The organism is Salmonella sp. SAL00672, from assembly GCF_046552175.1.
GTDB lineage: Bacteria > Pseudomonadota > Gammaproteobacteria > Enterobacterales > Enterobacteriaceae > Salmonella > Salmonella enterica.
In genome coordinates this window covers 1-25,049 of sequence record NZ_JBGDUQ010000003.1, presented here as the reverse complement: position 1 = coordinate 25,049, position 25,049 = coordinate 1, and the positions used below count along the sequence as shown (strand labels likewise).

Genomic DNA, 25,049 nt, shown 5'->3' with positions numbered 1-25,049 from the left:
TTATGGCGTTCGATGTGCATTCCCGATAGTCAGAGGCGGTGTAGTCCATTAATCAACTGTTAACAAAGGATATTATTATGCCTGAAGGCCCGGAAATTCGTCGTGCGGCGGATAATCTGGAGGCGGCAATCAAAGGCAAACCCTTAACCGATGTCTGGTTTGCCTTTGCACAGTTAAAACCGTATGAATCGCAGCTTACCGGTCAACTTGTTACCCGGATAGAGACGCGGGGAAAAGCGTTATTGACCCACTTTTCAAATGGCCTGACGCTCTACAGCCACAACCAACTCTATGGCGTATGGCGGGTGATCGATACTGGTGAAATACCGCAGACCACGCGTATATTGCGCGTCAGGCTACAAACGGCGGATAAAACTATTCTGCTTTATAGCGCGTCTGATATCGAAATGCTGACAGCAGAGCAGCTCACGACGCACCCCTTTTTACAGCGAGTCGGTCCGGATGTGCTGGACGCGCGTCTCACTTCGGAAGAGGTTAAAGCTCGATTGCTGTCGCCGCGTTTTCGCAACCGACAATTTTCCGGACTGTTGCTGGATCAGGCCTTTCTGGCGGGATTGGGGAATTATCTGCGCGTTGAAATCCTCTGGCAGGTAGGGTTAACCGGACAGCATAAAGCGAAAGATCTCAACGAAGCGCAACTGAATGCGCTTTCTCACGCGCTGTTGGATATTCCGCGCCTTTCCTACACTACTCGCGGTCAGGCGGATGAGAACAAGCATCATGGCGCACTGTTTCGCTTTAAGGTTTTCCACCGTGACGGCGAAGTGTGCGAGCGGTGCGGCGGCATTATTGAAAAGACAACACTGTCCTCACGCCCGTTTTACTGGTGCCCGCATTGCCAGAAATAGCCGGAACCGCCATCGGCGAGCGGCTATTGCCTGATGGCGCGACGCTTATCAGCCCTACAAAGGTTGTTTGGGCGCATAGGTTGATATAAAACGGGCCACTGCTGGCCCAGTTAACAGAATGCTGAACAGCCGTAGGGTTTGCATTGCCATGATGAGCGCCATATCGGCACTGCTTCCTGCCGCGATCGCGGCAACCGTATCCAGACCACCGGGACTGGTGGCAAGATAAGCCGTCATAAAATCAATCTGCATGTAGTAAGCCATTCCCCACGCCATCGCGGCGCAAATCGCCATCAGCGCGAAAATTGACAATAAGATTTGCGGCAATGGCCGCAGCGCCATAAAAAACACCTGTCTGTCAAAACCCAGCCCAATACGCCAGCCTATCGCCATATACGCCACGGCCAGCAGCCATTCGGGTAATTCAATCTCAATGATGCCTTGCGAATGGAGAAGCGCGCCTGCCAACATGGGGAGCAGCATCGTGCCGGAAGGGATACGCATCAGGCGACCGGCAATGCCCGCCACGATCGCTAATAACAGCGTCGTCAATAAATTACCGCTAAGCGGCGGAAACCAGACCATCTGTTGGCTGACCGTTGCCGCGCTGTCGCCGAGTATCAGGCGTGTCACCAGCACCGCCGCGCCAGCCACAAACAGTACCCGTAGATACTGCATAAACGCCACCAGGCGGATATCCGCCCCGTAATCTTGCGCCATCGCTACCATTGCCGCCGCGCCGCCCGGCGAAGACCCCCATGCGCCGGTGTTGCCGGGCAGCGAGCTGTAACGTACCAGCAGCCAGCCGACTACCGCGCTGGAAAGCAGCGTCACCAGCAACACTAAAAGCACGACCGGCCAGTAGAGGGCGAGGGTGGTCAATATCGAACCGGTTAGATTTTGGGCGATCATACAGCCGAGAATTGCCTGCGCGGCGAGAAAAATACCGCGCGGAAGTTGTAGCGTACTACCTCGCAAACTCAACACGATACCCGCAATCATTGGACCGAGCAGCATTGCCGCCGGAAGGTGCAGCCAGAGAAAAATAAGGGAAATGAGCAGCGATAACAGGAACAACAAAAACCACTGCAGAATCGGCATTCCATGCTCCCTGAATGATATTTAGCGAAACCTTAATTAATCATAGAGAGTAACGGGGTAAGAATAAAATAATGAGGATAAGAAAAAAGGGAAAATGTACCGGATGGCGAGGGTTGCCTCGCCATCCGGTTGTCAATTAACGCTTCAGCGCCGATTTAAAATCGCGTTTATCGTAGCCGGTATACAGCTGACGAGGACGGGCGATTTTCATGCCGTCAGTGTGCATTTCATTCCAGTGTGCAATCCAGCCAACGGTACGCGCCATGGCGAAGATCACGGTGAACATCGAAGATGGAATGCCCATCGCTTTCAGAATGATGCCGGAGTAGAAGTCTACGTTCGGGTACAGTTTCTTCTCGATGAAGTACGGGTCGTTGAGCGCAATGTGCTCAAGCTCCATCGCCACTTCCAGCAGATCGTCTTTGGTGCCCAGCTCTTTCAGCACTTCGTGGCAGGTTTCACGCATCACGGTGGCGCGCGGATCGTAGTTTTTGTAAACACGGTGACCGAAGCCCATCAGGCGGAAAGAATCATTCTTGTCTTTCGCACGGCGAACAAATTCCGGAATGTGTTTAACAGAGCTGATTTCTTCCAGCATTTTCAGCGCGGCTTCGTTGGCGCCACCGTGCGCGGGTCCCCACAGGGAGGCGATCCCGGCGGCAATGCAGGCGAACGGGTTGGCGCCGCTTGAACCTGCGGTACGTACCGTTGACGTAGAGGCGTTCTGCTCATGGTCAGCGTGCAGGATCAGAATACGATCCATCGCGCGCTCCAGTACCGGATTCACTTCATAGGTTTCACACGGCGTGGAGAACATCATGTTCAGGAAGTTACCGGCGTAGGAAAGGTCGTTGCGCGGATAAACAAACGGCTGACCGATTGAGTATTTGTAACACATCGCCGCCATGGTCGGCATTTTGGACAGCAGGCGGAACGCCGCGATTTCACGGTGGCGCGGATTGTTCACATCCAGCGAGTCGTGGTAGAACGCTGCCAGCGCGCCAGTGATCCCGCACATTACCGCCATCGGATGTGAGTCGCGACGGAAAGCATGGAACAGGCGAGTGATTTGCTCATGGATCATCGTATGGCGGGTGACTGTCGTTCTGAACTCGTCATACTCTTCCTGCGTCGGTTTTTCGCCGTACAGCAGGATGTAACAGACTTCCAGATAGTTGGAATCGGTAGCAAGCTGGTCAATCGGGAAACCGCGATGCAACAAAATGCCTTCGTCGCCGTCGATGAAGGTGATTTTAGATTCGCAGGATGCGGTAGAGGTGAAACCAGGGTCAAAAGTAAAAACTCCTTTTGAACCGAGACTACGAATATCAATAACATCTTGACCGAGTGTACCTTTTAGCACATCCAGTTCAATAGCAGTGTCACCAGTAAGGGTGATTTTTGCCTTTGTATCAGCCATTTACGGTCTCCTTAGCGCCTTATTGCTTAAGACTGCCGGAACTCAGACTTGCCTTCTCCACGTCATCTTCCTTGTCGTTAGTGCAGGGAAGATTCTGTGTATGCATCAATCAACCGTTACCAGTTTGTTATTTGGCTCGCCGCTCTGTGAAAGAGGGGATGACCTGGGTACAGAGCAATGGGCGCTTGCAGGTAACGGCTTGATTAATTTCGAATTAGCAGCAAATCAGGAACGTAGCAATCCGAGTAATGTAACCTGTCTATCACTAATAACTGTCCTGAAAGAATGGGTCAATATCATTGTACTGTTGCATAACTTATTAACAGGTGAAAGAGTGACCCCATAACTTTTACGCATTATATGCTTTTTCTGGTGTTGTTTGTAACAATTTTGTTTAATGTTTGTCAAATCAGATGATTGAAAATTAAAAAAATGTTGTTATCGTGACCTGTGTCACTGTTCAGGATAAAACCCGACAAACTATATGTAGGTTAATTGTAATGATTTTGTGAACGTCCTATACTGCCGCCAGGTCTCCGGAATACCCTGCAATCCCGAGCCACCCAGCGTTGTAACGTGTCGTTTTAGCTACTGGAAGCAGTGTTTTACATGACGCGCAGTTATAGAAAGGACGCTGTCTGACCCGCACGCAGACCGGAGGAAGGAAATCCCGTCGTCTTTCTGGCTACAGGTAGATTCACCTCTGTAACCGAAGTCTTAAGGGAATAATAAGAACAGCATGTGGGCGTTATTCATGATAAGAAATGTGAAAAAACAAAGACCTGTCAATCTGGATCTGCAAACGATTCGGTTCCCCATCACAGCGATAGCGTCCATTCTCCATCGCGTATCCGGTGTGATTACTTTCATCGCCGTCGGCATACTACTGTGGCTACTGGGCACCAGCCTCTCTTCTCCGGAAGGATTCCAGCAGGCCGCCGATATCATGGACGGCTTCATCGTTAAATTTATCATGTGGGGTATCCTTACCGCGCTGGCGTATCACGTCATCGTGGGAATTCGTCACATGTTAATGGATTTTGGCTATCTGGAAGAAACATTCGAAACGGGTCAACGCTCTGCCAAAATCTCTTTTGTTATCACTGTCGTGCTTTCACTTCTCGCAGGAGTCCTCGTATGGTAAGCAACGCCTCCGCATTAGGACGCAATGGCGTACATGACTTCATCCTGGTCCGTGCTACCGCTATCGTTCTGACGTTATACATCATCTACATGGTGGGTTTTTTCGCCACGAGCGGCGAACTGACCTTTGAAGCCTGGACCGGTTTCTTCTCATCGGCCTTCACCAAAGTCTTCACCCTGCTGGCGCTTTTTTCCATCTTGATTCATGCCTGGATCGGCATGTGGCAGGTGTTAACCGACTACGTTAAACCACTGGCAGTGCGTCTGATACTGCAACTCGTTATCGTTGTTGCGCTGGTGGTTTACGTCATCTATGGATTTGTTGTGGTGTGGGGTGTGTAATGAAACTGCCAGTCAGAGAATTTGATGCTGTTGTGATTGGTGCCGGTGGCGCAGGTATGCGCGCGGCGCTGCAAATTTCCCAGAGCGGCCAAACCTGTGCGCTGCTCTCGAAAGTCTTCCCGACCCGTTCCCATACCGTTTCCGCGCAGGGCGGTATCACCGTGGCGCTCGGCAATACCCATGAAGATAACTGGGAATGGCACATGTACGACACCGTTAAGGGGTCGGACTACATTGGTGACCAGGATGCCATCGAATATATGTGTAAGACCGGACCGGAAGCGATTCTGGAACTGGAGCACATGGGGCTACCGTTCTCCCGTCTTGATGATGGACGTATCTATCAGCGCCCGTTCGGCGGCCAGTCGAAAAACTTTGGCGGCGAGCAGGCGGCACGTACCGCGGCGGCGGCTGACCGTACCGGTCACGCCTTGCTGCACACGCTGTATCAACAGAATTTGAAAAACCACACCACGATTTTCTCCGAATGGTATGCGCTGGATCTGGTGAAAAACCAGGATGGCGCGGTGGTGGGGTGTACCGCACTGTGCATCGAAACCGGTGAAGTGGTGTACTTCAAAGCCCGCGCGACGGTGCTGGCGACCGGCGGCGCAGGCCGTATCTACCAGTCCACCACCAACGCTCATATCAATACTGGTGACGGTGTCGGTATGGCGCTGCGTGCCGGTGTCCCGGTGCAGGACATGGAAATGTGGCAGTTCCACCCGACCGGCATCGCCGGGGCGGGTGTGCTGGTGACAGAAGGCTGCCGCGGCGAAGGCGGTTACCTGTTGAACAAACACGGCGAGCGCTTTATGGAGCGTTATGCGCCGAACGCCAAAGACCTGGCGGGTCGTGACGTGGTGGCGCGTTCCATCATGATCGAAATCCGTGAAGGCCGCGGCTGCGATGGTCCGTGGGGGCCGCACGCTAAACTGAAACTGGATCATCTGGGTAAAGAGGTGCTGGAATCTCGCCTGCCGGGTATCCTGGAGCTGTCCCGCACTTTCGCTCACGTCGATCCGGTGAAAGAGCCGATTCCGGTTATCCCGACCTGCCACTACATGATGGGCGGTATTCCGACTAAAGTGACCGGTCAGGCGCTGACCGTGAACGAGCAGGGCGAAGATGTGGTGATTCCGGGGCTGTTTGCGGTAGGCGAAATCGCCTGTGTATCGGTTCACGGCGCCAACCGTCTGGGCGGTAACTCACTGCTGGATCTGGTGGTCTTTGGCCGTGCGGCGGGGCTGCATTTACAGGAATCCATCGCCGAGCAGGGCGTGCTGCGCGACGCCAGCGAGTCTGACGTTGAAGGTTCTCTGGAGCGCCTGAATCGCTGGAACAATAACCGCAATGGCGAAGATCCGGTGGCTATCCGCAAAGCGTTGCAGGAGTGTATGCAGCATAACTTCTCCGTATTCCGTGAAGGCGACGCGATGGCGAAAGGGCTTGAGCAGTTGAAAGTGATCCGCGAGCGTCTGAAAAACGCCCGTCTGGATGACACGTCCAGCGAGTTTAATACCCAGCGTGTTGAGTGTCTGGAGCTGGATAACCTGATGGAAACTGCCTACGCCACTGCCGTATCAGCCAACTTCCGGACGGAAAGCCGCGGCGCGCATAGCCGCTTCGATTTCCCGGAGCGTGATGATGCCAACTGGTTGTGTCATACCCTGTATCAACCGCAAACGGAATCCATGACGCGCCGAAGCGTCAATATGGAACCGAAACTGCGTCCGGCGTTCCCGCCGAAGATTCGTACTTATTAATTGCGGAGACAGGATGATGAAACTCGAATTTTCGATTTATCGTTATAACCCGGATGTCGATAACGCTCCGCGTATGCAGGATTACACCCTGGAAGGCGAAGAAGGGCGCGACATGATGCTGCTGGATGCGTTAATCCAGCTTAAAGAAAAAGATCCTAGCCTTTCTTTCCGCCGTTCCTGCCGCGAAGGTGTGTGTGGTTCTGATGGTTTGAATATGAACGGTAAGAATGGTCTGGCCTGTATTACCCCTATTTCGGCGCTGAACCAGCCGGGTAAGAAGATTGTGATTCGCCCGCTACCCGGTTTGCCGGTGATCCGCGATTTGGTGGTAGACATGGGGCAATTCTACGCACAATATGAGAAGATTAAGCCTTACTTATTGAATAATGGGCAAAATCCACCGGCTCGTGAGCATCTGCAGATGCCGGAGCAGCGTGAAAAACTCGATGGGCTGTATGAATGTATTCTTTGCGCCTGTTGCTCAACATCCTGCCCGTCATTCTGGTGGAACCCGGATAAGTTTATCGGTCCGGCGGGTCTGCTCGCGGCGTATCGATTCCTGATCGATAGTCGTGATACCGAGACCGACAGTCGTCTGGAAGGGATGAGCGATGCATTCAGCGTATTCCGCTGTCACAGCATTATGAACTGCGTCAGTGTATGTCCTAAGGGATTAAACCCGACGCGCGCTATCGGCCATATTAAGTCGATGCTGTTGCAGCGTAGCGCATAAATAGTTGTAGTGGTTGCCGGATGGCGACGTACCGTCTTATCCGGCCTACAGGCGCAACCCCGTAGGCCTGATAAGCGCAGCGCCATCAGGCAATAGAAGTGCAGGAAACCTCTAAAAACTGCCATATGATTAGTAATAATCGAGATGTTCAGAGCGAGGCAAGGCGCGGTCTGAACGAATCTTCGGGAGCATAGTTAACTATGTGACCGGAGTGAGCGAAGGCCGCAAAGCAGTCGTAGCCTGAACAGCGAAGATTATTAGACAGTTTTTAAAGGTTCCTTAGCGGACGCAGATGACACGACAGTCCGCAACAAGTGAACCCCGGCACGCATACAGCGTATGCGTGGTTAGTATCCACGGCGAAATACTCGTCATAGTTCACGTTGCATGTGCGTTGGCTGCACTTGCTCACCCCGGTCACTTACTGGATGTAAGCTCCCAGGGATTCGCAAGCTTGCCGCCTTCCTGAAACGTGACCTATTTAGAGTATTAAATAAGCAGAAAAGATGCTTAAGGGATCACGATGCAGAACAGCGCTTTGAAAGCCTGGTTGGACTCTTCTTACCTCTCTGGTTCGAATCAGAGCTGGATAGAACAGCTCTATGAAGACTTCTTAACCGATCCTGACTCGGTAGACGCTAACTGGCGTTTGACGTTCCAGCAGTTACCTGGTACCGGAGTCAAACCGGATCAACTCCATTCAAAAACACGTGAATATTTCCGGCGGCAGGCGTTGGCTGGCTCACGTCACTCTTCTACGATTTCCGACCCTGACACCAATGTGAAGCAGGTTAAAGTCCTGCAGCTTATCAACGCTTATCGTTTCCGTGGCCATCAGCATGCAAATCTCGATCCGCTGGGACTGTGGAAGCAAGAACGCGTGGCGGATCTGGACCCTTCTTTCCATGATTTGACCGAGGCCGATTTCCAGGAAACCTTCAATGTCGGCTCCTTTGCCAGCGGCAAAGAGACGATGAAGCTGGGCGAGCTGCTCGACGCGCTCAAACAGACCTACTGCGGCCCGATTGGCGCTGAGTATATGCACATCACCAGCACCGAAGAGAAACGCTGGATCCAACAGCGCATCGAATCCGGTCGTGCGGCCTTTAGCGCTGACGAGAAAAAACGCTTCCTGAACGAACTGACCGCCGCTGAAGGGCTGGAACGTTATCTGGGCGCCAAATTCCCGGGTGCGAAACGTTTCTCGCTTGAGGGGGGAGATGCGCTGATACCCATGCTGAAAGAGATGGTTCGCCATGCGGGTAACAGCGGCACTCGCGAAGTGGTGCTGGGGATGGCGCACCGCGGTCGCCTGAACGTGCTGATCAACGTACTGGGTAAAAAACCGCAGGATCTGTTCGACGAGTTTGCCGGTAAACATAAAGAACATCTGGGTACCGGCGACGTGAAGTATCACATGGGCTTCTCGTCAGATATCGAAACCGAAGGCGGTCTGGTTCACCTGGCGCTGGCGTTTAACCCATCGCACCTGGAAATTGTGAGCCCGGTGGTGATGGGCTCCGTGCGCGCCCGTCTGGACAGACTGGACGAACCGAGCAGCAACAAAGTGTTGCCGATCACTATTCACGGCGACGCCGCGGTGACCGGCCAGGGCGTGGTTCAGGAAACCCTGAACATGTCGAAAGCGCGCGGTTACGAAGTGGGCGGTACGGTACGTATCGTTATCAACAACCAGGTGGGTTTCACCACCTCTAACCCACTGGATGCGCGTTCAACGCCTTACTGCACCGATATCGGTAAAATGGTCCAGGCGCCGATTTTCCACGTCAATGCGGACGATCCGGAAGCCGTCGCTTTTGTGACCCGTCTGGCGCTGGACTTCCGTAACACCTTTAAACGTGATGTGTTCATCGATCTGGTGTGCTACCGCCGTCACGGCCACAACGAAGCCGACGAGCCAAGCGCAACCCAGCCGCTGATGTACCAGAAAATCAAAAAGCATCCGACGCCGCGTAAAATCTACGCCGACAAACTGGAAGCTGATAAGGTCGCAACGCTGGAAGATGCTACCGAAATGGTCAACCTCTATCGCGATGCGCTGGATGCAGGCGAATGCGTGGTGAAAGAGTGGCGTCCGATGAATATGCACTCGTTCACCTGGTCGCCGTATCTAAACCACGAATGGGATGAAGCATACCCGAACAAGGTAGAAATGAAGCGTCTGCAGGAGCTGGCAAAACGTATCAGCACCGTGCCGGAAGCCATTGAAATGCAGTCTCGCGTGGCGAAAATTTATGGCGACCGTCAGGCAATGGCGGCAGGCGAGAAATTGTTTGACTGGGGCGGCGCGGAAAATCTGGCTTACGCCACGCTGGTCGATGAAGGCATTCCGGTGCGCCTGTCCGGGGAAGACTCTGGTCGCGGCACCTTCTTCCATCGTCATGCGGTGATCCACAACCAGACGAACGGCTCAACGTATACGCCGTTGCAGCATATTCACAGCGGTCAGGGACAGTTTAAAGTCTGGGACTCCGTGCTGTCTGAAGAAGCGGTACTGGCTTTTGAATACGGTTATGCCACGGCGGAACCACGTACCCTGACTATCTGGGAAGCGCAGTTTGGCGATTTTGCCAACGGCGCGCAGGTAGTGATTGACCAGTTCATCTCCTCCGGCGAGCAGAAATGGGGCCGGATGTGCGGTCTGGTGATGCTGTTGCCGCACGGCTATGAAGGGCAGGGGCCGGAGCACTCTTCCGCGCGTCTGGAACGTTATCTGCAACTTTGCGCCGAGCAGAATATGCAGGTTTGCGTGCCGTCCACCCCGGCGCAGGTCTACCATATGCTGCGCCGTCAGGCGCTGCGCGGGATGCGTCGTCCGCTGGTGGTGATGTCGCCGAAATCGCTGCTGCGTCACCCGCTGGCGGTTTCCACGCTTGATGAACTGGCGAACGGTTCCTTCCAGCCGGCCATTGGCGAAATTGACGAGCTGGACCCTAAAGCCGTAAAACGCGTGGTAATGTGTTCTGGTAAGGTTTATTACGACCTGCTGGAACAACGTCGCAAAAGCGACCAGAAAGATGTCGCTATCGTGCGCATCGAACAGCTCTATCCGTTCCCGCATAAAGCGGTGCAGGAAGCGCTGCAACCATACGCTCACGTCCATGATTTTGTCTGGTGCCAGGAAGAGCCGCTCAACCAGGGCGCATGGTACTGCAGCCAGCATCATTTCCGTGAAGTGATTCCGTTTGGGGCCGCTCTGCGTTATGCAGGTCGCCCGGCCTCCGCCTCTCCGGCGGTAGGGTATATGTCCGTTCACCAGAAACAGCAACAAGATCTGGTTAATGACGCGCTGAACGTCGATTAAATAAAGGATAAATAATGAGTAGCGTAGATATTCTTGTTCCCGACCTGCCTGAGTCCGTAGCGGACGCGACCGTCGCCACCTGGCATAAAAAACCGGGCGATGCGGTTGTTCGTGACGAAGTGCTGGTAGAAATCGAAACTGACAAAGTGGTACTGGAAGTACCGGCATCAGCGGACGGCATTCTGGATGCGGTTCTGGAAGAGGAGGGGACGACTGTCACCTCTCGCCAGATCCTGGGTCGCCTGCGTGAAGGCAACAGCGCGGGTAAAGAGACCAGCGCCAAATCTGAAGAGAAAGCGTCTACGCCGGCACAGCGCCAGCAGGCGTCGCTGGAAGAACAAAACAACGATGCGCTCAGCCCGGCGATCCGTCGCCTGCTGGCTGAACACAATCTGGAAGCCAGCGCCATTAAAGGCACTGGTGTGGGTGGGCGTCTGACCCGTGAAGATGTGGAAAAACATCTGGCGAAAGGCGAGTCTAAAGCACCCGCTGTTGAACCTGCAGCACAACCCGCTCTGGGCGCGCGCGGCGAAAAACGCGTGCCAATGACCCGCCTGCGTAAGCGCGTGGCCGAGCGTCTGCTGGAAGCGAAAAATTCCACCGCCATGCTGACGACCTTCAATGAAGTCAACATGAAGCCGATTATGGATTTGCGTAAGCAGTATGGCGAAGTGTTTGAAAAACGTCATGGTATCCGCCTGGGCTTTATGTCCTTCTACGTGAAAGCGGTAGTGGAAGCGCTGAAGCGTTATCCGGAAGTGAACGCCTCTATCGACGGCGATGACGTGGTGTACCACAACTACTTTGATGTGAGCATGGCGGTGTCTACGCCGCGCGGCCTGGTCACGCCGGTCCTGCGTGACGTGGATACGCTGGGCATGGCTGACATCGAGAAAAAAATTAAAGAACTGGCTGTCAAAGGCCGCGACGGCAAGCTGACCGTAGAAGACCTGACCGGCGGTAACTTTACCATTACCAACGGCGGCGTATTCGGTTCGCTGATGTCTACCCCGATCATCAACCCGCCGCAGAGCGCGATTCTGGGAATGCATGCTATTAAAGACAGGCCGATGGCGGTGGATGGCAAGGTGGAAATCCTGCCGATGATGTACCTGGCGCTCTCTTACGATCATCGCCTGATCGATGGTCGCGAATCCGTGGGCTTCCTGGTCACCATCAAAGAGTTGCTGGAAGATCCGACCCGTCTGCTGTTGGACGTGTAGTCAGCAAGAGCATCACCTGCTACCTGTAGGCCGGATAAGGCGTTCACGCCGCCATCCGGCGATGGTGTAATGCCTGATGGCGCGCAGCTTTCAGGCCTACAGGTCTAAAGATAACGATTACCTGAAGGATGGACAGAACACATGAACTTACATGAATATCAGGCAAAACAACTTTTTGCCCGCTATGGCTTACCGGCGCCGGTGGGTTATGCCTGTACTACTCCGCGTGAAGCCGAAGAAGCCGCGTCTAAAATCGGCGCTGGCCCGTGGGTAGTGAAATGTCAGGTTCACGCTGGCGGCCGCGGCAAAGCGGGCGGTGTGAAGGTAGTAAAAAGCAAAGAAGAGATTCGCGCCTTCGCGGAAAACTGGCTGGGCAAACGTCTGGTGACCTATCAAACAGACGCTAATGGCCAACCGGTAAACCAGATTCTGGTTGAAGCGGCGACCGACATCGGCAAAGAACTGTACCTCGGCGCGGTAGTTGACCGTAGTTCTCGTCGCGTGGTCTTTATGGCGTCTACCGAAGGTGGCGTAGAGATCGAAAAAGTCGCGGAGGAAACCCCGCATCTGATCCATAAAGTCGCGCTCGATCCGCTGACCGGCCCGATGCCGTATCAGGGACGGGAACTGGCGTTCAAATTGGGTCTGGAAGGTAAACTGGTGCAGCAGTTCACCAAAATCTTTATGGGTCTGGCAACCATTTTCCTTGAGCGCGACCTGGCGCTGATCGAAATCAACCCGCTGGTGATTACTAAGCAGGGCGATCTGATTTGCCTCGACGGCAAGCTGGGCGCTGACGGCAACGCGCTGTTCCGCCAGCCGGATCTGCGTGAAATGCGTGACCAGTCTCAGGAAGACCCGCGTGAAGCGCAGGCGGCACAGTGGGAACTGAACTACGTCGCGCTGGACGGCAACATCGGTTGCATGGTGAACGGCGCGGGTCTGGCGATGGGCACCATGGACATCGTTAAGCTGCATGGCGGCGAACCGGCTAACTTCCTTGACGTGGGCGGCGGCGCAACCAAAGAGCGCGTCACCGAAGCGTTTAAAATTATCCTCTCGGATGACAACGTGAAAGCGGTTCTGGTTAACATCTTCGGCGGTATCGTCCGTTGTGACCTGATTGCCGACGGTATCATCGGCGCGGTGGAAGAAGTGGGCGTGAACGTTCCGGTGGTGGTGCGTCTGGAAGGCAACAACGCCGAACTCGGCGCGAAGAAACTGGCTGACAGTGGCCTGAATATTATTGCAGCGAAAAGTCTGACGGATGCAGCTCAGCAGGTTGTTGCCGCAGTGGAGGGGAAATAATGTCCGTTTTAATTAATAAAGATACCAAGGTTATCTGCCAGGGCTTCACCGGTAGCCAGGGGACTTTCCACTCCGAACAGGCGATTGCTTACGGTACGCAGATGGTGGGCGGCGTAACGCCGGGCAAAGGCGGCACCACGCATCTGGGGCTGCCGGTGTTCAACACCGTGCGCGAAGCGGTAGAAGCTACCGGTGCGACCGCATCCGTTATCTACGTCCCGGCGCCGTTCTGCAAAGACTCCATTCTGGAAGCGATCGACGCAGGCATCAAACTGATTATCACCATCACCGAAGGTATTCCGACGCTGGATATGCTGACCGTGAAAGTGAAGCTGGACGAAGCAGGCGTGCGCATGATCGGCCCGAACTGCCCAGGTGTGATCACCCCGGGCGAATGCAAAATCGGCATCATGCCGGGTCACATTCATAAGCCGGGTAAAGTGGGTATCGTTTCCCGTTCCGGCACGCTGACCTACGAAGCGGTTAAGCAGACCACCGACTACGGTTTCGGCCAGTCCACCTGCGTGGGTATCGGCGGCGACCCGATTCCGGGCTCTAACTTTATCGATATCCTGAAACTGTTCCAGGAAGATCCGCAGACTGAAGCGATCGTGATGATCGGTGAGATCGGCGGTAGTGCAGAAGAAGAAGCGGCGGCTTACATTAAAGACCACGTGACCAAGCCGGTTGTTGGCTATATCGCGGGTGTTACCGCGCCGAAAGGCAAGCGTATGGGCCACGCTGGCGCCATCATTGCCGGTGGTAAAGGCACTGCGGATGAAAAATTCGCCGCGCTGGAAGCTGCTGGCGTGAAGACGGTTCGCAGCCTGGCCGATATCGGCGAAGCGCTGAAAGCAATTATAAAATAAAACTCGCTGTTCCTGCGGGAACAGATAAATGTCCGTTTTCGACATGGTTGGCCACCTTTACGGTGGCCTTTTTTATGGCTTTATTGTTTGTGGCAAAGTACGGGTGAAGCATCCGGGATATAAAATTATTGGCTTTGTAAATATTGAACTATAGGAAAATAATGCCTCATTAAAAAAACATGGTGGAGTCTAAAAATAATTGATAATAACCGTCTGGCTGCGGCAGTAAATTTACTCAGTTTGCTGGTTAACTCTTTTGCAGCAAATACAGATGCTGTCTTAGTGAAAGACCTGCCGACCTCACTGGAGACGGATTATGCGCTTTCCGCCATGAAAAAAACGCATTGCAGCATTACACTATGTTGACGCTAACCTCTATAGTAAATTGACGCTTGACTCTGTGGCCGCGCATGTTTGCCTGAGCGCGAACTACACGTCTCCTCAGATGTATCGCGCTTACACAGACTGCTTGTTTAATGGCAGAATAAAACAGCTATTTTAATCATAAGAGTACCAGCATTATTTCCCTGAAGTATTAAAGATATCGTTTAATAAATCATATGAACTTTTTCTGGTTAAAAGAGGTTAACTTTAAAAATTATTAAGAACTTATTGACACTATTCGTTCGTGATTAATCATGTCTAAAGGGTATTTATGGCTGCGAATAAACAGAATTATCACTATGAGTGACGTAGAAATTGAGGGTAAATCTGTGAAGGTGATAACAGAATCTTCACTATAATAATTATAGAGAGGCAAATACGGTGTTATTGAAATAAAGAAAAATTAGCGAATAAAATGTTTGTTTCTGGCTATCTGGAAAGCTTATTAGCGATAATTAAGACGATAACCTGGCAAGATGATCCTGGCCATTAGTCGTCGGGAAAGGGAAGTTGGGACAGGGTAATCCCGGTGGGATGATGGCGCGTGTGCAATGAGATAGTTTCTTTGCGGTGTTAATTATAAGTAAAATAAAAATAGACTAAATGTATAAAATAATAAGTGTTGATAACCTGCAGAAAAAATCTGTGAGCTATTTAGCAATAATTGAACATCAATGTGGAATGTTTTTTACTGGATGCGGGGCAGTAAAAAACGCACAAAATGTTTAGCCTTATCGAATAAGCCTCTTTTTACAGGGGGTTTGAAATTACTCTTTGCAAAAACAAAAAGTTAACAAAAAATTCACCATGCATTCAATGAATAAACATTATTAACATTAACTTCAAAAATTGATTTTAATCAATATTTAAATGTTGGAAAAGAGCATCAAAACTGGTTAAATTGTCCGTGATCAAATTCCCTGAAAAGCGATAGATTAGCCATAAATTGATCGCTGTCGAAAAAAGCAAATCTGACCCACTAAAAACCTGTTTATTGTAAGGGTTTTACGGCGTAATATATTTGCGGGATCAATTTGGGTTTTTTATTAACATGTTTGTAACCTTTCATCATTACTGTTTCCTTCCCGAGGGGATAGTACGATGGAAGGCCGCAAATAAATTTGTATTGGGGCATGCGTGTGACCCTTTCTAACGGGGTTCACTCTCGGAGTCTTCATGCGATGAGCAAGGAGTCATGATGTTAGATATAGTCGAACTGTCGCGCTTACAGTTTGCCTTGACCGCGATGTACCACTTCCTGTTTGTGCCGCTAACGCTCGGTATGGCGTTCCTGCTGGCCATTATGGAAACGGTATACGTCCTTTCCGGCAAACAGATTTATAAAGATATGACCAAGTTCTGGGGCAAGTTGTTTGGTATCAACTTTGCTCTGGGTGTGGCTACCGGTTTGACCATGGAGTTCCAGTTCGGGACAAACTGGTCGTACTACTCCCACTATGTTGGGGACATCTTCGGTGCGCCGCTGGCCATCGAAGGTTTGATGGCCTTCTTCCTCGAATCCACCTTTGTAGGTCTGTTCTTCTTCGGCTGGGATCGTCTGAGTAAAGTTCAGCATATGTGCGTCACCTGGCTGGTGGCTCTGGGGTCCAACCTCTCCGCGTTGTGGATTCTGGTAGCGAACGGCTGGATGCAAAACCCAATCGCTGCGGATTTCAATTTCGAAACCATGCGTATGGAAATGGTGAGCTTCTCTGAACTGGTGCTGAACCCGGTAGCACAGGTGAAATTTGTTCACACTGTGGCGTCCGGCTATGTCACCGGCGCGATGTTCATCCTCGGTATCAGCGCTTACTACATGCTGAAAGGTCGTGACTTCGCCTTTGCTAAACGCTCCTTTGCTATTGCCGCCAGCTTCGGTATGGCTGCCGTACTGTCCGTTATCGTACTCGGTGACGAATCCGGTTACGAAATGGGCGACGTGCAGAAAACCAAGCTCGCTGCGATTGAAGCAGAATGGGAAACGCAACCTGCTCCGGCCTCCTTTACCCTGTTCGGCATTCCTGACCAGGACAAACAGGAAAACCATCTGGCGATTCAGATCCCTTATGCGCTCGGCATTATCGCTACGCGTTCCGTGGACACGCCGGTTATTGGCCTGAAAGATCTCATGGTGCAGCATGAAGAGCGTATCCGTAACGGGATGAAAGCCTATGAACTGCTGGAACAACTGCGCGCCGGTTCTACCGACCAGGCCGTTCGCGACCAGTTTAACAGCATGAAGAAAGATCTCGGTTACGGCCTGCTGCTGAAACGCTATACGCCTAATGTGACTGACGCGACCGAAGCGCAGATCCAGCAAGCGACGAAAGATTCCATTCCTCGCGTTGCGCCGCTGTACTTCGCTTTCCGTATCATGGTGGCGTGCGGCTTCCTGCTGCTGGCGATTATCGCACTCTCCTTCTGGAGCGTGATTCGTAACCGCATCGGTGAGAAAAAATGGCTGTTGCGCGCGGCGCTGTACGGTATTCCACTGCCGTGGATTGCGGTTGAAGCAGGTTGGTTCGTCGCCGAGTATGGTCGTCAGCCGTGGGCGATCGGCGAAGTGTTGCCGACAGCCGTAGCGAACTCATCGCTGACCGTGGGCGATCTGCTGTTCTCCATGTTCCTGATTTGCGGCCTGTATACCCTGTTCCTGGTGGCAGAATTGTTCCTGATGTTCAAATTTGCACGCCTTGGCCCAAGCAGCCTGAAAACCGGTCGCTATCACTTTGAGCAGTCCACCGTGACTTCTCAGCCGGCACGCTAAGACAGGAGTCGTCAAATGATCGATTATGAAGTACTACGTTTTATCTGGTGGCTGCTGGTTGGCATTTTGCTAATTGGTTTCGCTGTCACCGATGGGTTCGACATGGGGGTGGGGATGCTCACCCGTTTCCTCGGTCGTAACGACACCGAACGTCGAATTATGATTAACTCTATCGCTCCACACTGGGACGGTAACCAGGTGTGGTTGATCACCGCGGGCGGTGCGTTGTTTGCTGCCTGGCCGATGGTTTACGCTGCGGCGTTCTCCGGTTTCTATGTGGCGATGATCCTGGTGCTGGCGTCTTTGTTCTTCCGTCCGGTCGGTTTTGATTACCGTTCCAAGATTGAAGACCCGCGCTGGCGCAACATGTGGGACTGGGGCGTGTTCATCGGTAGCTTTGTGCCGCCGCTGGTGATTGGCGTGGCCTTTGGCAACCTGTTGCAGGGCGTACCGTTCCATGTAGATGAGTATCTGCGTCTGTACTACACCGGTAACTTCTTCCAGTTGCTGAACCCGTTTGGTCTGCTGGCGGGTATCGTAAGCGTAGGGATGATCATCACGCAGGGGGCGACTTACCTGCAAATGCGCACCGTTGGCGAACTGCACCTGCGCGCGCGCGCCACCTCGCAGATTGCGGCGCTGGTGACATTAGTGTGCTTTGCGCTGGCGGGCGTTTGGGTAATGTATGGTATTGATGGTTATGTCGTGACATCCGCGATTGACCATCATGCCGCCTCTAACCCGCTGACTAAAGAAGTGGCGCGTGAAGCTGGCGCCTGGCTGGTGAACTTTAATAATGCTCCGATCCTGTGGTTGGTTCCGGCTCTGGGCGTGGTTCTGCCGCTGCTGACTATCCTGACTTCCCGTATGGAGAAAGGCGCGTGGGCATTCCTGTTCTCTTCGCTGACCCTGGCCTGCATTATTCTGACGGCGGGTATCGCTATGTTCCCATTTGTGATGCCGTCCAGCACGATGATGAATGCCAGCCTGACCATGTGGGATGCGACATCCAGCCAGATGACGCTGAACCTGATGACCTGGGTTGCGGCGGTGTTCGTACCGATCATTCTGATCTACACCAGCTGGTGTTACTGGAAAATGTTCGGTCGTATCACTAAAGAACATATTGAAAGCAACACCCACTCTCTGTACTAAGTAAGGAGCTTAAAATGTGGTATTTCGCATGGATTCTGGGAACGCTTCTTGCCTGTGCATTCGGGATCATTACCGCCCTGGCGCTTGAGCACGTTGAAGCGGGTAAAACCGGTCAAGAAGAAAGCTAATGACCCATATTATCGCAAAACTGTATGCGGTAATGGACAAGCGCTCGTTAAGGGCGCTTTCCTTCGTGATGGCGATAGTGCTGGCAGGATGTATGTTCTGGGACCCGTCACGGTTTGCCGCCAGGACCAGCACGCTTGAAATCTGGCACGGATTATTGCTGATGTGGGCGGTTTGCGCAGGCATAATCCACGGTGTGGGTTTTCGCCCTGAATCCGTACACTGGCAAGGGATTTTTTGTCCGCTCCTTGCGGATATCGTCCTTATCGTCGGCCTGATTTTCTTCTTCTTGTGAATAAGAAACCTCCTTAAAAATATAGGGGCTTGCATAAGCCCATATATTTTTACTCTCCCTTAACTTCCCCCCATTCCCAAGCCTCATTCCCACGCGTATAGTAGCAACGTTTAAAAGCTCTACTTTTGTTGCATTACCGGGATGTAAAGTGAATACAAGGCGATATACAACGGCATTCTTGAGGCATTACGGCGGCAAGCGGATGACGCCAACAAAGAGGCTGCAGGGATGAATAAGTATATGTTTCGATGGCCAATTCGAGTTTATTACGAAGACACGGACGCCGGCGGTGTGGTTTATCACGCCAGCTATGTCGCTTTTTATGAAAGAGCGCGCACGGAGATGCTGCGTCACCATCACTTCAGCCAACAGGTGCTGCTGGCGGAGCGGGTCGCCTTTGTGGTGCGCAAGATGACGCTGGAATACTATGCGCCTGCGCGGCTCGACGATATGCTTGAAGTTCAAACAGAAATTACGTCAATGCGTGGCACCGCTTTGGTTTTCACGCAACGCATTGTCAACGCAGAGAACACGCTGCTAAATGAAGCAGAGGTTCTGATTGTTTGCGTTGATCCACTCAAAATGAAGCCTCGTGCGCTTCCTAAGTCTATTGTCGCGGAGTTTAAGCAGTGACTGACATGAATATCCTTGATTTGTTCCTGAAGGCAAGCCTTCTGGTTAAACTTATCATGTTGATTTTGATTGGTTTTTCAATAGCATCCTGGGCCATCATTATCCAGCGAACGCGTATTCTGAACGCCGCTGCGCGTGAGGCGGAAGCGTTTGAAGATAAATTCTGGTCCGGAATCGAACTATCGCGTCTGTACCAGGAAAGCCAGGGGAGGCGCGATAGTCTGTCGGGCTCGGAACAAATCTTTTATAGCGGGTTCAAAGAGTTTGTCCGGCTCCATCGCGCCAACAGCCATGCGCCGGAGGCAGTGGTAGAGGGGGCGTCGCGTGCGATGCGCATCTCCATGAACCGAGAGCTGGAAACGCTGGAAACGCATATCCCGTTTCTTGGCACGGTAGGCTCAATCAGTCCTTATATCGGTCTGTTTGGCACCGTATGGGGGATTATGCATGCGTTTATCGCCCTGGGCGCGGTGAAACAGGCGACTCTGCAAATGGTTGCGCCGGGTATTGCCGAAGCATTGATTGCCACGGCGATTGGTCTGTTTGCCGCCATCCCTGCGGTTATGGCTTACAACCGACTGAATCAGCGCGTGAACAAGCTGGAACTGAATTACGACAACTTTATGGAAGAGTTCACCGCGATTCTGCACCGCCAGGCGTTTACCGTAAGCGAAAGCAACAAGGGGTAAGCCATGGCCAGAACGCGTGGACGAGGTCGTCGCGAACTTAAGTCCGAAATCAATATTGTACCGCTGCTCGACGTACTGTTGGTGCTGCTGCTGATCTTTATGGCAACCGCGCCGATCATTACCCAGAGCGTGGAAGTCGACTTGCCCGAGGCGAATCAGTCGCAGGCGGTCAGTAGTAACGACGATCCACCGGTCATTATTGAGGTTTCCGGAGTAGGGCAATACAGCGTAGTGGTTGATAAAGATCGAATGGATCAACTGCCGTCTGAACAGGTGATCGCAGAAGTAAAGCGTCATCTGCAGGCTAATCCGAAAACAGTCTTTTTAATCGGCGGCGCGAAAGAGGTGCCGTACGATGAAATAATTAAAGCGCTGAACTTGTTACACAGCGCGGGCGTAAAATCGGTTGGCTTAATGACGCAGCCAATTTGAAGTCTGCGTCCCGTTGGCTTGAAAGACGGCGAGTAACAGGCGAACAGTTTTTTGGGAACCGAGAGTGTCAAAGGCAACCGAACAAAACGACAAGCTCAAACGGGCGATAATTATTTCAGCCGTGCTGCATATCATCTTATTTGCAGTGCTGATCTGGAGTTCGTTTGATGAGCATATAGAGGCTTCTGCCGGCGGCGGCGGCGGTTCCGCTATCGATGCGGTGATGGTCGATCCTGGCGCCGTTGTGCAGCAGTACAACCGTCAGCAGGATCAACAGGCCAGCGCCAGACGCGCGGAAGAAGAGCGTAAAAAGCTGCAACAGCAGCAAGCAGAGGAGCTGCAGCAGAAGCAGGCTGCCGAACAGGAGCGGTTGAAACAACTTGAGAAAGAACGTTTAGCGGCTCAGGAGCAGCAAAAGCAGGCTGAAGAAGCAGCAAAACTGGCGCAACAGCAGCAGCAACAGGCCGAAGAAGCGGCGAAAGCGGCGGCGGACGCGAAGAAGAAAGCGGAGGCCGAGGCGGCGAAAGCGGCGGTGGACGCGAAGAAGAAAGCAGAGGCCGAGGCGGTAAAAGCGGCAGCGGACGCGAAGAAGAAAGCGGAAGCCGAAGCGGCGAAAGCAGCGGCGGACGCGAAGAAGAAAGCAGAGGCCGAAGCGGCGAAAGCAGCGGCGGAGGCGAAGAAGAAAGCGGAAGCCGAAGCGGCGAAAGCAGCGGCGGAGGCGAAGAAGAAAGCGGATGCCGAGGCGGCGAAAGCGGCGGCGGAGGCGAAGAAGAAAGCGGATGCCGCGGCGGCGAAAGCAGCGGCGGACGCTAAGAAGAAAGCGGCTGCCGAAAAAGCGGCCGCCGCAGAAGGCGTCGATGATCTGCTTGGCGATCTCAGCTCGGGTAAGAATGCGCCGAAAACCGGCGGTGGCGCGAAAGGGAATGGTCAGCCATCGAAAGATAGCGGTACATCGGGCGCTAACGGTGGGGCGACAGGCGCTGATATCAGCGCCTACGCGAAACAGATTCAGGTCGCCATTCAGAGCCGTCTGTATGATGCGAGCCTGTATCAGGGCAAACAATGTGTCTTGCATATTAGCCTGGCGCCGGATGGCTCATTAAAAAACATTACGTCTGAGGGCGGCGATCCGGCGCTTTGTCAGGCGGCGTTAATGGCGGCAAAAACCGCGAAAATTCCTAAACCGCCAAGCCAGGCTGTTTATGAGAAAATAAAGGATGCCAAACTAGACTTTAAACTGTAGATACTTTTCTTTATGGAAGTTGGAGCGGTTGAGTTGTTACTGGTCCTGGTGGTTTTGTGTATTTGAGTTTGTTAACATTCTGCTAAATTATCGTGGGTCGCAGGCCCAGGTATGGGAGATATGATGAAGCAGGCATTACGAGTAGCATTTGGTTTTCTGATGCTGTGGGCGGCAGTGCTGCACGCAGAAGTCCGTATCGAGATCACCCAGGGGGTGGACTCGGCGCGACCGATTGGCGTTGTGCCTTTTAAATGGGCCGGGCCGGGCGCTGCGCCTGAAGATATCGGCGGCATTGTGGCGGCAGATTTACGCAATAGCGGTAAATTTAATCCGTTAGACCGGTCCCGACTGCCGCAGCAGCCAGCCACCGCTCAGGAAGTTCAGCCTACCGCATGGTCTGCGCTGGGTATTGATGCCGTCGTCGTTGGGCAGGTAACGCCGAATCCGGACGGTTCCTACAATGTTGCTTATCAGCTGGTTGACACTGGCGGCGCGCCGGGAACTGTACTGGCGCAAAACTCTTATAAAGTGAACAAGCAGTGGCTGCGTTATGCAGGCCATACCGCCAGTGACGAAGTCTTTGAAAAACTGACGGGCATTAAGGGCGCGTTCCGTACTCGTATCGCCTATGTGGTACAGACTAACGGCGGTCAGTTCCCGTATGAACTGCGTGTGTCGGATTACGATGGCTACAATCAGTTCGTGGTGCACCGTTCTCCGCAGCCGTTGATGTCTCCGGCGTGGTCTCCGGACGGCTCAAAACTGGCTTACGTGACTTTTGAAAGCGGTCGCTCCGCGCTGGTTATCCAGACGCTGGCAAACGGCGCAGTGCGTCAGGTTGCGTCCTTCCCGCGTCACAACGGCGCGCCGGCCTTCTCGCCGGATGGGACGAAACTGGCGTTCGCGTTATCGAAAACCGGAAGTCTGAACCTGTACGTTATGGATCTCGCCTCCGGCCAGATTCGTCAGATAACGGACGGGCGTAGCAACAATACGGAGCCGACCTGGTTCCCGGACAGCCAGACTCTGGCCTTTACCTCTGACCAGGCTGGACGTCCGCAAGTGTATAAAATGAACATTAACGGCGGTGCGGCGCAGCGTATTACCTGGGAAGGTTCGCAAAACCAGGATGCGGATGTCAGCAGCGACGGTAAATTTATGGTAATGGTAAGCTCAAATAACGGGCAGCAGCACATTGCCAAACAAGATCTGGTGACGGGTGGCGTACAGGTTCTGTCGTCAACGTTCCTGGATGAAACGCCAAGTCTGGCACCTAACGGCACGATGGTAATCTACAGCTCTTCTCAGGGGATGGGATCTGTGCTGAATTTGGTTTCTACAGATGGGCGTTTCAAAGCGCGTCTTCCGGCAACTGATGGTCAGGTGAAATCGCCTGCCTGGTCGCCGTATCTGTGATAATAATTAATTGATTACTAAAGGAATTAAAGAAATGCAACTGAACAAAGTGCTGAAGGGCCTGATGATTGCCCTGCCTGTTATGGCAATCGCGGCATGTTCTTCCAACAAGAACGCCAGCAATGACGGTAGCGAAGGCGGCATGCTGAACGGCGCCGGCACTGGTATGGACGCTAACGGCAACGGCAACATGTCATCTGAAGAGCAAGCGCGTCTGCAGATGCAGCAGCTGCAGCAGAACAACATCGTTTACTTCGATCTCGACAAGTACGATATCCGTTCTGACTTCGCGGCAATGCTGGATGCGCACGCTAACTTCCTGCGTAGCAACCCGTCTTACAAAGTCACCGTAGAAGGTCACGCGGACGAACGTGGTACTCCGGAGTACAACATCTCCCTGGGTGAGCGTCGTGCGAACGCTGTTAAGATGTATCTGCAGGGTAAAGGCGTTTCCGCTGACCAGATCTCCATCGTTTCTTACGGTAAAGAAAAACCTGCCGTACTGGGCCACGACGAAGCGGCTTACGCTAAGAACCGTCGCGCTGTACTGGTTTACTAAGAGAATTGCATGAGCAGTAACTTCAGACATCACCTGTTGAGTCTGTCGTTACTGGTTGGCATAGCGGCCCCCTGGGCCGCTTTTGCTCAGGCGCCAATCAGTAGTGTCGGCTCAGGCTCGGTCGAAGACCGCGTCACTCAACTTGAGCGTATCTCTAACGCTCACAGCCAGCTTTTAACCCAACTTCAGCAGCAGCTCTCCGATAATCAGTCTGATATCGATTCTTTGCGCGGCCAAATCCAGGAAAATCAGTATCAACTGAATCAGGTGATGGAGCGCCAGAAGCAAATTATGCTGCAGCTGGGGAGTTTAAATAATGGCGGCGCAGCGCAGCCAGCAGCTGGTGACCAGAGCGGGACGGCAACCACTGCGACCCCCGCCCCGGATGCCGGTACGGCAACCTCAGGGGCGCCGGTACAAAGTGGCGATGCGAATACCGATTACAATGCGGCAATTGCGCTGGTGCAGGATAAGTCTCGCCAGGATGATGCGATTGTGGCGTTTCAGAACTTCATCAAGAAATACCCTGATTCTACTTATCAGCCGAACGCCAATTATTGGCTGGGCCAGTTGAATTACAACAAGGGTAAAAAAGATGACGCCGCCTATTATTTCGCCTCGGTAGTAAAAAACTATCCTAAGTCGCCGAAGGCTGCGGACGCGATGTACAAAGTTGGCGTTATCATGCAGGACAAAGGTGATACGGCAAAAGCGAAAGCGGTTTATCAGCAGGTGATTAACAAATATCCTGGCACTGATGGCGCGAAACAGGCGCAGAAGCGTCTTAACGCGATGTAATGCGTACCATGCGACCAGAAAACGCCTTTTTTCTGGTCGCGTCGTGCGATTCCTAAGCAGTTGAGCCCCCTGCGTCGAAATTTTTGTTGCGCTCAAATCTGAAATCAGTAATATATGCCGCCGTTGCCACGGGATATTAAACAACTCGAAAGCAACGCAAAAGTGGGTCGTTAGCTCAGTTGGTAGAGCAGTTGACTTTTAATCAATTGGTCGCAGGTTCGAATCCTGCACGACCCACCAATCGTTCGGTGGAAACGAGAATAAAACGTGAAGGATAACGTTGCGTCAGCAACGGCCCGTAGGGCGAGGCGAAGCCGAGTCATCCTGCACGACCCACCACTAACTTCGGTTAGTCAGTAATATCCAGCGTAGTATCGGGTGATTAGCTCAGCTGGGAGAGCACCTCCCTTACAAGGAGGGGGTCGGCGGTTCGATCCCGTCATCACCCACCAC

The 25,049-nt window shown here is 52.9% G+C and carries 23 protein-coding genes and 2 tRNA genes; 23 read left to right on the top strand and 2 right to left on the bottom strand.

Annotation, left to right across the window (positions count from 1 at the left end):
• The first annotated feature begins 77 nt into the window (after positions 1–77).
• Positions 78–869 carry an endonuclease VIII gene (gene nei, locus ACLJTG_RS09885; protein WP_198898227.1) on the top strand — a complete coding sequence of 264 codons (792 nt, stop codon included), beginning with the start codon at positions 78–80 and terminating at the stop codon, positions 867–869.
• A 54-nt stretch (positions 870–923) separates the two neighbouring features.
• On the opposite strand, the gene ACLJTG_RS09880 is transcribed toward nei, so the two are convergent.
• Positions 924–1,970 carry an AbrB family transcriptional regulator gene (locus tag ACLJTG_RS09880; protein WP_198898228.1) on the bottom strand — a complete coding sequence of 349 codons (1,047 nt, stop codon included), beginning with the start codon at positions 1,968–1,970 and terminating at the stop codon, positions 924–926.
• A 136-nt stretch (positions 1,971–2,106) separates the two neighbouring features.
• Positions 2,107–3,390 carry a citrate synthase gene (locus tag ACLJTG_RS09875; RefSeq protein WP_000785811.1) on the bottom strand — a complete coding sequence of 428 codons (1,284 nt, stop codon included), beginning with the start codon at positions 3,388–3,390 and terminating at the stop codon, positions 2,107–2,109.
• Positions 3,391–3,490: 100 nt separating this feature from the next.
• On the opposite strand from ACLJTG_RS09875, the gene ACLJTG_RS09870 reads away from it, so the two are divergent.
• The 22 genes from ACLJTG_RS09870 to ACLJTG_RS09765 all read left to right on the top strand — a co-directional run bounded on the left by ACLJTG_RS09870 (position 3,491) and on the right by ACLJTG_RS09765 (position 25,048).
• Complete coding sequence (locus ACLJTG_RS09870) at positions 3,491–3,736, top strand: hypothetical protein (protein ID WP_001539488.1); 246 nt, start codon at positions 3,491–3,493, stop codon at positions 3,734–3,736.
• A 393-nt stretch (positions 3,737–4,129) separates the two neighbouring features.
• Positions 4,130–4,534, top strand: coding sequence for a succinate dehydrogenase cytochrome b556 subunit (gene sdhC, locus ACLJTG_RS09865; RefSeq protein ID WP_023210763.1), 405 nt, complete (start codon positions 4,130–4,132; stop codon positions 4,532–4,534).
• Complete coding sequence (sdhD, locus tag ACLJTG_RS09860; protein WP_000254356.1) at positions 4,528–4,875, top strand: succinate dehydrogenase membrane anchor subunit; 348 nt, start codon at positions 4,528–4,530, stop codon at positions 4,873–4,875. The genes sdhC and sdhD overlap by 7 nt, the downstream gene beginning before the upstream one ends.
• Entirely contained in the window at positions 4,875–6,641 is a 1,767-nt protein-coding gene (sdhA, locus tag ACLJTG_RS09855; RefSeq protein WP_000775561.1) for a succinate dehydrogenase flavoprotein subunit, read from the top strand. Before sdhD ends, sdhA begins: the two co-directional genes overlap by 1 nt.
• 16 nt (positions 6,642–6,657) lie before the next feature.
• Entirely contained in the window at positions 6,658–7,374 is a 717-nt protein-coding gene (gene sdhB / locus ACLJTG_RS09850) for a succinate dehydrogenase iron-sulfur subunit SdhB (protein ID WP_001727709.1), read from the top strand.
• Positions 7,375–7,897: 523 nt separating this feature from the next.
• Positions 7,898–10,699, top strand: coding sequence for a 2-oxoglutarate dehydrogenase E1 component (gene sucA / locus ACLJTG_RS09845; protein ID WP_198898229.1), 2,802 nt, complete (start codon positions 7,898–7,900; stop codon positions 10,697–10,699).
• 14 nt (positions 10,700–10,713) lie between these two features.
• Positions 10,714–11,922, top strand: coding sequence for a 2-oxoglutarate dehydrogenase complex dihydrolipoyllysine-residue succinyltransferase (odhB, locus tag ACLJTG_RS09840; protein WP_000099858.1), 1,209 nt, complete (start codon positions 10,714–10,716; stop codon positions 11,920–11,922).
• Between the two features lie 141 nt (positions 11,923–12,063).
• Positions 12,064–13,230 (top strand): ADP-forming succinate--CoA ligase subunit beta, encoded by a 1,167-nt coding sequence (gene sucC, locus ACLJTG_RS09835; protein WP_001048590.1) that lies wholly within the window; start codon positions 12,064–12,066, stop codon positions 13,228–13,230.
• Positions 13,230–14,099 (top strand): succinate--CoA ligase subunit alpha, encoded by an 870-nt coding sequence (gene sucD / locus ACLJTG_RS09830; protein ID WP_000114631.1) that lies wholly within the window; start codon positions 13,230–13,232, stop codon positions 14,097–14,099. The genes sucC and sucD overlap by 1 nt, the downstream gene beginning before the upstream one ends.
• A gap of 1,582 nt (positions 14,100–15,681) precedes the next feature.
• Positions 15,682–17,250: a cytochrome ubiquinol oxidase subunit I gene (cydA, locus tag ACLJTG_RS09825; RefSeq protein ID WP_000884369.1), complete on the top strand. Its 1,569-nt coding sequence runs from the start codon at positions 15,682–15,684 to the stop codon at positions 17,248–17,250.
• A 15-nt stretch (positions 17,251–17,265) separates the two neighbouring features.
• Entirely contained in the window at positions 17,266–18,405 is a 1,140-nt protein-coding gene (gene cydB, locus ACLJTG_RS09820; protein WP_000568258.1) for a cytochrome d ubiquinol oxidase subunit II, read from the top strand.
• A gap of 14 nt (positions 18,406–18,419) precedes the next feature.
• Positions 18,420–18,533 (top strand): cytochrome bd-I oxidase subunit CydX, encoded by a 114-nt coding sequence (gene cydX / locus ACLJTG_RS09815; protein WP_000270278.1) that lies wholly within the window; start codon positions 18,420–18,422, stop codon positions 18,531–18,533.
• Positions 18,533–18,826 (top strand): cyd operon protein YbgE, encoded by a 294-nt coding sequence (gene ybgE / locus ACLJTG_RS09810; protein ID WP_052931943.1) that lies wholly within the window; start codon positions 18,533–18,535, stop codon positions 18,824–18,826. Before cydX ends, ybgE begins: the two co-directional genes overlap by 1 nt.
• Before the next feature lie 228 nt (positions 18,827–19,054).
• Positions 19,055–19,459 (top strand): tol-pal system-associated acyl-CoA thioesterase, encoded by a 405-nt coding sequence (gene ybgC / locus ACLJTG_RS09805; RefSeq protein WP_001046240.1) that lies wholly within the window; start codon positions 19,055–19,057, stop codon positions 19,457–19,459.
• A complete protein-coding gene (tolQ, locus tag ACLJTG_RS09800) occupies positions 19,456–20,148 on the top strand; it encodes a Tol-Pal system protein TolQ (RefSeq protein WP_000131318.1) in 693 nt (230 codons plus the stop codon). The genes ybgC and tolQ overlap by 4 nt, the downstream gene beginning before the upstream one ends.
• 3 nt (positions 20,149–20,151) lie before the next feature.
• Entirely contained in the window at positions 20,152–20,580 is a 429-nt protein-coding gene (gene tolR / locus ACLJTG_RS09795) for a colicin uptake protein TolR (protein ID WP_000124676.1), read from the top strand.
• Between the two features lie 64 nt (positions 20,581–20,644).
• On the top strand, positions 20,645–21,823 hold the full coding sequence (gene tolA / locus ACLJTG_RS09790; RefSeq protein WP_000030598.1) for a cell envelope integrity protein TolA: 1,179 nt from the start codon (positions 20,645–20,647) through the stop codon (positions 21,821–21,823).
• A gap of 123 nt (positions 21,824–21,946) precedes the next feature.
• Positions 21,947–23,239 carry a Tol-Pal system beta propeller repeat protein TolB gene (gene tolB / locus ACLJTG_RS09785; RefSeq protein WP_001562341.1) on the top strand — a complete coding sequence of 431 codons (1,293 nt, stop codon included), beginning with the start codon at positions 21,947–21,949 and terminating at the stop codon, positions 23,237–23,239.
• A gap of 34 nt (positions 23,240–23,273) precedes the next feature.
• Positions 23,274–23,798, top strand: coding sequence for a peptidoglycan-associated lipoprotein Pal (pal, locus tag ACLJTG_RS09780; RefSeq protein ID WP_001176621.1), 525 nt, complete (start codon positions 23,274–23,276; stop codon positions 23,796–23,798).
• Positions 23,799–23,807: 9 nt separating this feature from the next.
• The gene (cpoB, locus tag ACLJTG_RS09775; RefSeq protein WP_000097553.1) at positions 23,808–24,596 is read left to right on the top strand and encodes a cell division protein CpoB; all 789 of its coding nucleotides are present in this window, start codon (positions 23,808–23,810) and stop codon (positions 24,594–24,596) included.
• A 164-nt stretch (positions 24,597–24,760) separates the two neighbouring features.
• Positions 24,761–24,836 (top strand) — tRNA-Lys (locus ACLJTG_RS09770).
• A gap of 136 nt (positions 24,837–24,972) precedes the next feature.
• Positions 24,973–25,048: transfer RNA gene (locus ACLJTG_RS09765), tRNA-Val, on the top strand.
• The last annotated feature ends 1 nt before the right edge of the window (position 25,049 follow it).